This is a genomic window from Streptomyces sp. NPDC003393 (assembly GCF_053589015.1).
The window spans coordinates 21,394-27,393 of record NZ_JBSFRB010000064.1; the positions used below are offsets into that span (position 1 = coordinate 21,394).

Here is a 6,000-nt window from a genome sequence, read left to right on the forward strand (position 1 = left end):
CGCTACGTGTGTGTGGCCGGTCGAGCTCGGCCGCGAAGAAACTCGCCGCGGCCTTCAGGACCTCGTTCGCGCACCTGAGTTCGGCGATCTCCTTCTTCATCGCCTTGATCTGCGCAGACTCCTTTGTTGTCGTCCCCGGACGCTGTCCGGAGTCGATCTGGTCCTGCCGGCCGCACTTGCGCAGCGTGTCGCGGGAGCCGATGCCCAGCTTCGTCATGACCGCGTTGATCGCGGCCGACGCGTTCGGGTAGTCATCCCGGACTCGGCGACCGCGCGCACCGTGCGCTTGCGCAGCTCAGGCGGGTAGGAGGAGGGACGTGCCATGACTCTGATCCATACATGGAATCGAATCTCCGCTCGAGCCGGGGCGGTTCACGGGTCAGACCCCGGTCCCGGACGGCGCCCCATGAGTCTCACGGTTGTCCCACACCAGCACGATGGGTGCGCCGAGCTGCTGGTGCGCGGCGATGAGCAGGTCGCGGTAGTCGGGCCAGGTGAAACTGCGTCTGCCGCCCCGCTTGTGATCGAGATGCCGCTTGGGCCGGTAGATAAGCCGTGAGCGTTCACCGTGCTTGTAGCAGGCCAGAGCGGCGACGGAGAAGCGGCGCTGGGAGCGTCCCCGCAACCCGGATGACGGGTGTGCGTCCGCGCCGGGCCCAGGTCCGTGCGGTGGGCGGCGTCATCGAGAAGCCGGCCTCGTCTTCGAGGCACAGCCAGGCGTCGAGCGCCGCCACGGACCTTCCACCTGCGGCCAGGTCTCCTTCACCCAGCCCGCCACGGCCTGCTCGTCGCGCTCGATGGCCCGGCGGGCCGGGACCTGGTGGCTGAAGCCGTGCCGGTGCAGCATCCGCGTGATCGCCGACAGCGTCATGCTCTTGTGGAACCGGCGCCCGATCAGCGTCTTGCCGCGTGCCGGCGTCCACGTCTGGGCCGGCCGGCCGTGCGCGACCGGCCCCTTGGCGAGTTCCTGCTCAAGCACGGTGAACAGTGCCTCGCTCAGCTTGGGCCGTGACACCGGCCCGGCAGACCGCAACCCCTCGGTGCCGGCGTCGCGCCAAGCCCGACGCCAGAGGAACCTCTTCAACCGCACGATCGGCCAGCTTTACCACTGCCTCCAGCGTCGCGAGCTGTTCGACGAAAGCACCGCGTTTCCCACCGAGTTGGTCGCCGCAGCTTGACTGTGTAACAACGTGAGGTGTCTCAACCCCGTCGAGTGGATATGGGCACACGCCAAACGCAGCCTGGCCAACCTCGCCGTCGTCGCCCTCGACCGGCTCGAAGCACTCGTACGCAACCGGCTCAAACGACTTCAGACCGTTCCGAAACCTTCGACGGCTTCATAGCCGGCACCGGTCTGACCCTCGACGAACCAGCATCACCTTGACGAGCCGAAGTCAGTAGGCTCTGCTGCCATGTCGAACCCTGATGAGCTGCTCGTCGCCATCTCCGCCGCGGTGGAGTCGGAGCGAAGCAATCAGATGTCGCTGACGGTGGTCGTCGGCGGTGCCGTCATCACCGGCCGACTGGCTCCCGAGGCCATGTGGCGGGAGCGGGTGGCGGAGGTCCTGAAGGGCTCGGACCGTCTCGGCCCGTTCTCGGACGTCTTCGCCCGCGCGCCGCGAGGCAACCGGCCCGGTCCCGCCGAGGCGCCCACGCAACTGCACTTTCATCTCGCCCGGATCCTGCAGGGCAGCCTCGGGATTCCGGAGACGGGCGGCATGTACCGAGTCGCGATCAAAGACGTCAGCGCATGGACCGTGGGCGATCTCAGCTACTTCGACGGGTGAGACGCTGTCGCCACCCCGCTGCCCGACCGTGGTTTCCGAGCGGACGGCGGCACAGCGGTGGGGGTCCTGCCGACGCGCGTCGGCAGGACCCCCACCGGGATCGTGAGGGCGGTTTCCCGCCCGTCCTCATACAGCCACGGGGCCGGTGCCGCCGAGGAGCGCGGACGCGCTGTCGAGCGGAGTGGGAGCGCCCAGGCTCGCGGGCTCAGCCTCGGGGCGGTCGTGACAGGTGAAGCCGAGGCGCGTCATGGCCCTCGTGACTTCGCCGACGGTGAAGTCACGGGGGTCCTGTCGCGTGACGACCCGGCCCACCTGCTTGACGGGGTAGCGGCGGCGGCCGATGGTCACGGACTCACCCGTGACGAGCTCGGGCCTGACGTCCTTCATCGAGGCTAGCACCCCGGTCCTGGTCAGGTCGAAGCGGTACCGGGCGATGACACAGCGCATGATGCCTCACAGGGGAGAAGTCGGAGGGAAGGAGAACGTGCTGCCCGGGGCGAGGCGGATCAGCGCGAGAGGGTGAGCGCGCTCGGAACCCGACCGTACTCACCGATGCCGCCGGGGCGGGCGTCGGGCGAGGACGGCGATCCGTCGACGACGTCCCGCAGACGGAGCCGGTCCGTGTACACGGAACTGTCGCGGAGAGCGGCGAGCCGGACCAGGGTGATCAGACCCGTGCCCTGGTCGTCCCCGTCGCACACGGTCAGGTACTCGACCCGGGCACCCGCCATGACGGCCAGAGCCACCTCGACGGTCATGTCGTCACATACCCGCGGCCCGTGCCCTTCGATGTCGTCGACCACGGTCACGGGGGCGGGGTCCGGCATGCGGTCCTGCGTCCGCGCTGGCGTCAAGGGTGTCTCCTTCGGTAAGGGATGGTCGGCTTGGTGGCCCTTGCACACCCGGGAGCTCCGGGTACCGCGCTGACCTAAGCAGCCGAGTCGTTCCCGGGTCGCCGCTGTGTCCTGCGGCGTACCCCCGCGCCAGCGGGTCGGCCCTGGCTGGTGCGGCCCCAGCGGTCCTGGGACGGCGAAGACGCGCGGCGGGGGCGTTCCACGACAGGCGCGGTGATGACCACAGGGACGCCGGAGGGCGCCTGGGCACCTGTGATGCGGCTCAGCTCCGCCTCACCCGAACGGACCGGAGTGACCTGCGGGGTGATGCCGGCCGAAGCCATCAGCCGGGTCATACCGCGGCGCTGGTCTGGGGTCACCAGGGTGACGACGCTGCCGGACTGCCCGGCGCGGGCCGTACGGCCACCACGGTGCAGGTAGTCCTTGTGATCGCTGGGCGGATCCACGTTGACAACCAGGTCAAGGCTGTCGATGTGGATGCCGCGGGCCGCGACGTTGGTGGCCACCAGGACGGTGACGTGACCGTCCTTGAACTGCGCGAGAGTCCGGGTGCGCTGCGGCTGGGACCGGCCACCGTGCAGGGCCGCGGCGCGGACACCGCTGTTCAGCAGGTGCTTGGCCAACCTGTCCACGGCGTGCTTGGTGTCCAAGAACATGATGACCCGGCCGTCCCGGGCCGCGATCTCGGTGATCGTGCGGTGCTTATCCGCTTCGCGCACGTGGAGTACGTGGTGCTCCATCGTGGTGACGGCACCGGCCGACGGGTCGACGGAGTGAACGACCGCGTCGGTCAGGTAGCGACGGACCAGCAGGTCGACGTTGCGGTCCAGGGTGGCCGAGAACAACATCCGCTGGCCCTCGGGGCGCACCCGGTCGAGCAGGGCGGTGACCTGGGGCATGAAGCCCATGTCGGCCATCTGGTCAGCCTCGTCGAGAACCGTGATGCCGACATCGGCGAGCTGGCAGTCGCCCCGGTCGATGAGGTCCTTGAGCCGACCCGGCGTCGCGACGACCACCTCTGCGCCGGCACGCAGCGCACCGGCCTGCCTGCCGATGGACATTCCGCCGACGACGGTGGCGAGCCGCAGGTGCACGGAGCGGGCGTAGGGAGCGAGCGCATCGGTCACCTGCTGGGCCAGCTCACGGGTGGGAGCGAGTATCAGGGCCAGTGGCCGGCGCGGCTCGGCGCGCCGGCCCGCCGTGCGGGCCAGTACCGCGAGGCCGAAGGCGAGGGTTTTGCCCGACCCGGTGCGTCCGCGACCAAGCACGTCACGGCCGGCCAGGGAGTTCGGCAGGGTCGCCGCCTGGATAGGGAACGGTACAGTCATGCCCTCCTGGCCGAGCGCGGCCAGCAACGTCGCCGGCATGGCGAGATCGGCGAACGACTCGACAGCGGGCAACGCGGGCGTGACCGTCTTCGGAAGGGCGAACTCGCCCCCCGCGGGCTGCCGGTTTCCGAAACCATTGGAACGGCGCGGAACGCCGGAGCGGCCCGTAGCGGAACTTCCTCCGAAGCGGCCGTATGCGCGATTGGTGCGTGCGCGAGTGGTACGTGTGCGGTTCATGTGGAACCTTCCTTGATGCGGGCACGTATCAAGGAATTTCCGCAGCAGGATGAGCGGCGCAGAGAATCGCGAGAACGGGCCGAACATGCCAGGGTCGAATCGCCCTGGGAATAAAGCGAGCCGGGACCCGCACCCCAAGGTGCGGGTCCCGGCTGCGAAGTATGCGTGAGCGCCGGTGCGTCAGGCGGGAACGATGTTCTCGGCCGTCGGACCCTTCTGGCCCTGCGCGATGTCGAACGACACCTTCTGGCCTTCCAGCAGCTCGCGGAAGCCCTGGGTGGCGATGTTGGAGTAGTGGGCGAAGACGTCGGCGCCGCCGCCGTCCTGCTCGATGAAGCCGAAGCCCTTTTCCGCGTTGAACCACTTCACAGTACCGGAAGCCATTTGTTTCTCCTTCGGAGGACGGTGTCAGGAATGGGCCTTGTGCACATTCCGTGTCGCCGCAATGATCAGCCGTCGGAAAAACCTTCTGGCAGCCACACCCGCAACAGATGACGACAGTAGCACGTTGACGTCGACCCCGCGTGGTAAATAATTCTGCGCCGCCTGTAGTCGCGGGAATATTTATCGCGCGCCGCATCGATTTCTTACGTCGCGACCACAGATATTCGTTCCCGTCGGTGCAGTGTTGTCGTCGAGCGTTTCCGCTCACAGCGCTGTGACTACTGCGAAGGCCTGTGCGCGGCCACTGCCGTTATCGGCGGACAAGATACCGACGAGGGCGCCGGATCCCCGGAACGGAGACAAAGACCACATGGTGAGCGGGGCGCGGCATTTTCTGCCGCCTCAGCTCCTACTGCCGCGCAGTCGCCGCATCGCGCTGGCGTCTCACCGATCACTCGTTCCGGCGGGAGGCCGCTCCGTGACGAGGGCCTGCCCGCCCTGCTCGCGGGAGAAGCAGCCCGCGCAGCAGAACCCCCGTCACCTTGGGGTGGTGGGGGCGGGCTTGTCATGTGCGTGCGGCTACACGCCAGGTCGCGCGCGAAGGCTCCGAGGTGAGCTGGGTGAATCCCCACAGGGGAGGTCGGGATCTTGTCCGGACCTCACTCGGGACGAAGAGGTGCTGGCGCCCGTGGCCGAGCGGGAATGGCTGACGGTGGTCCTGCTGTCCGGGTATGTGCCTGTGTACCCTCAGCGAACCGGACTCTGCTCCGCAGACGGCTTCAAGGCACTGCAGTACCGGCCCGGCAGCATCGGCGGATTGCTCACCGGGACGGGCCTCGCTCTCGCCAGACCGGACTGACCCTAAAACGCCGAAGTCCCTACACTGTTTGGTGGGTTGGTTCCGGTCACCGTGGCGGTGATCCCGCCACCGGCCGCGAGCCTGGCCCAGGGGCGGCAGCATCGGCGCGATCACCGCCCACGAGGCGTCAGAAATCTCCTTCGTTCAGTACCGCTCGTTCCCCATGAAACCCGTGCTCCCGTTGTCGTCCGCGTCGTAGGCAGCGGCAGTCGGGTCGAATCCAGGCGGGCTGTCCTTGAGTGCGAAGCCCATGCCGGCCAGCTTCGCCTTGACCTCGTCGATGGACTTCGCACCGAAGTTGCGGATGTCCAGGAGGTCCGCCTCGGAGCGGGCGACGAGCTCACCCACGGAGTGGACGCCCTCGCGCTTGAGGCAGTTGTAGGAGCGGACGGTGAGCTCCAGCTCCTCGATCGGCAGCGCGAGGTCGGCGGCCAGGGCGGCGTCCGTCGGGGGCGCGCCCATGTCGATGCCCTCGGCGTCGATGTTCAGCTCGCGGGCGAGACCGAACAGCTCGACCAGGGTCTTGCCGGCCGACGCCATGGCGTCACGGG

The 6,000-nt window shown here is 68.4% G+C and carries 6 protein-coding genes and 2 pseudogenes; 2 read left to right on the forward strand and 6 right to left on the reverse strand.

Going from position 1 to position 6,000, the window contains the following annotated elements:
• Nucleotides 1-406: 406 nt before the first annotated feature.
• Nucleotides 407-1,069: pseudogene (locus tag ACWDUZ_RS36485) on the reverse strand (winged helix-turn-helix domain-containing protein); the annotation flags it as partial.
• 130 nt (nucleotides 1,070-1,199) lie between these two features.
• Here ACWDUZ_RS36485 and ACWDUZ_RS36490 point away from each other — a divergent pair.
• Both ACWDUZ_RS36490 and ACWDUZ_RS36495 read left to right on the forward strand, forming a co-directional pair.
• Nucleotides 1,200-1,384, forward strand: a pseudogene (locus ACWDUZ_RS36490) (IS630 family transposase); the annotation flags it as partial.
• A 28-nt stretch (nucleotides 1,385-1,412) separates the two neighbouring features.
• Entirely contained in the window at nucleotides 1,413-1,787 is a 375-nt protein-coding gene (locus tag ACWDUZ_RS36495) for a hypothetical protein (RefSeq protein ID WP_451636129.1), read from the forward strand.
• A 126-nt stretch (nucleotides 1,788-1,913) separates the two neighbouring features.
• Here ACWDUZ_RS36495 and ACWDUZ_RS36500 read toward each other — a convergent pair whose 3' ends face one another.
• The 5 genes from ACWDUZ_RS36500 to ACWDUZ_RS36520 all read right to left on the reverse strand — a co-directional run.
• Nucleotides 1,914-2,234 (reverse strand): SCO5918 family protein, encoded by a 321-nt coding sequence (locus tag ACWDUZ_RS36500; RefSeq protein WP_451636130.1) that lies wholly within the window; start codon nucleotides 2,232-2,234, stop codon nucleotides 1,914-1,916.
• A 59-nt stretch (nucleotides 2,235-2,293) separates the two neighbouring features.
• Nucleotides 2,294-2,641 carry a CBS domain-containing protein gene (locus ACWDUZ_RS36505; protein ID WP_451636131.1) on the reverse strand — a complete coding sequence of 116 codons (348 nt, stop codon included), beginning with the start codon at nucleotides 2,639-2,641 and terminating at the stop codon, nucleotides 2,294-2,296.
• Between the two features lie 74 nt (nucleotides 2,642-2,715).
• Entirely contained in the window at nucleotides 2,716-4,206 is a 1,491-nt protein-coding gene (locus ACWDUZ_RS36510; protein WP_451636132.1) for a DEAD/DEAH box helicase, read from the reverse strand.
• 180 nt (nucleotides 4,207-4,386) lie between these two features.
• Nucleotides 4,387-4,590 carry a cold-shock protein gene (locus tag ACWDUZ_RS36515; protein ID WP_030590130.1) on the reverse strand — a complete coding sequence of 68 codons (204 nt, stop codon included), beginning with the start codon at nucleotides 4,588-4,590 and terminating at the stop codon, nucleotides 4,387-4,389.
• 1,003 nt (nucleotides 4,591-5,593) lie between these two features.
• Nucleotides 5,594-6,000 (reverse strand): DNA-directed RNA polymerase subunit alpha C-terminal domain-containing protein (locus ACWDUZ_RS36520; RefSeq protein WP_451636133.1); only part of this gene is annotated, 407 nt, incomplete at its 5' end.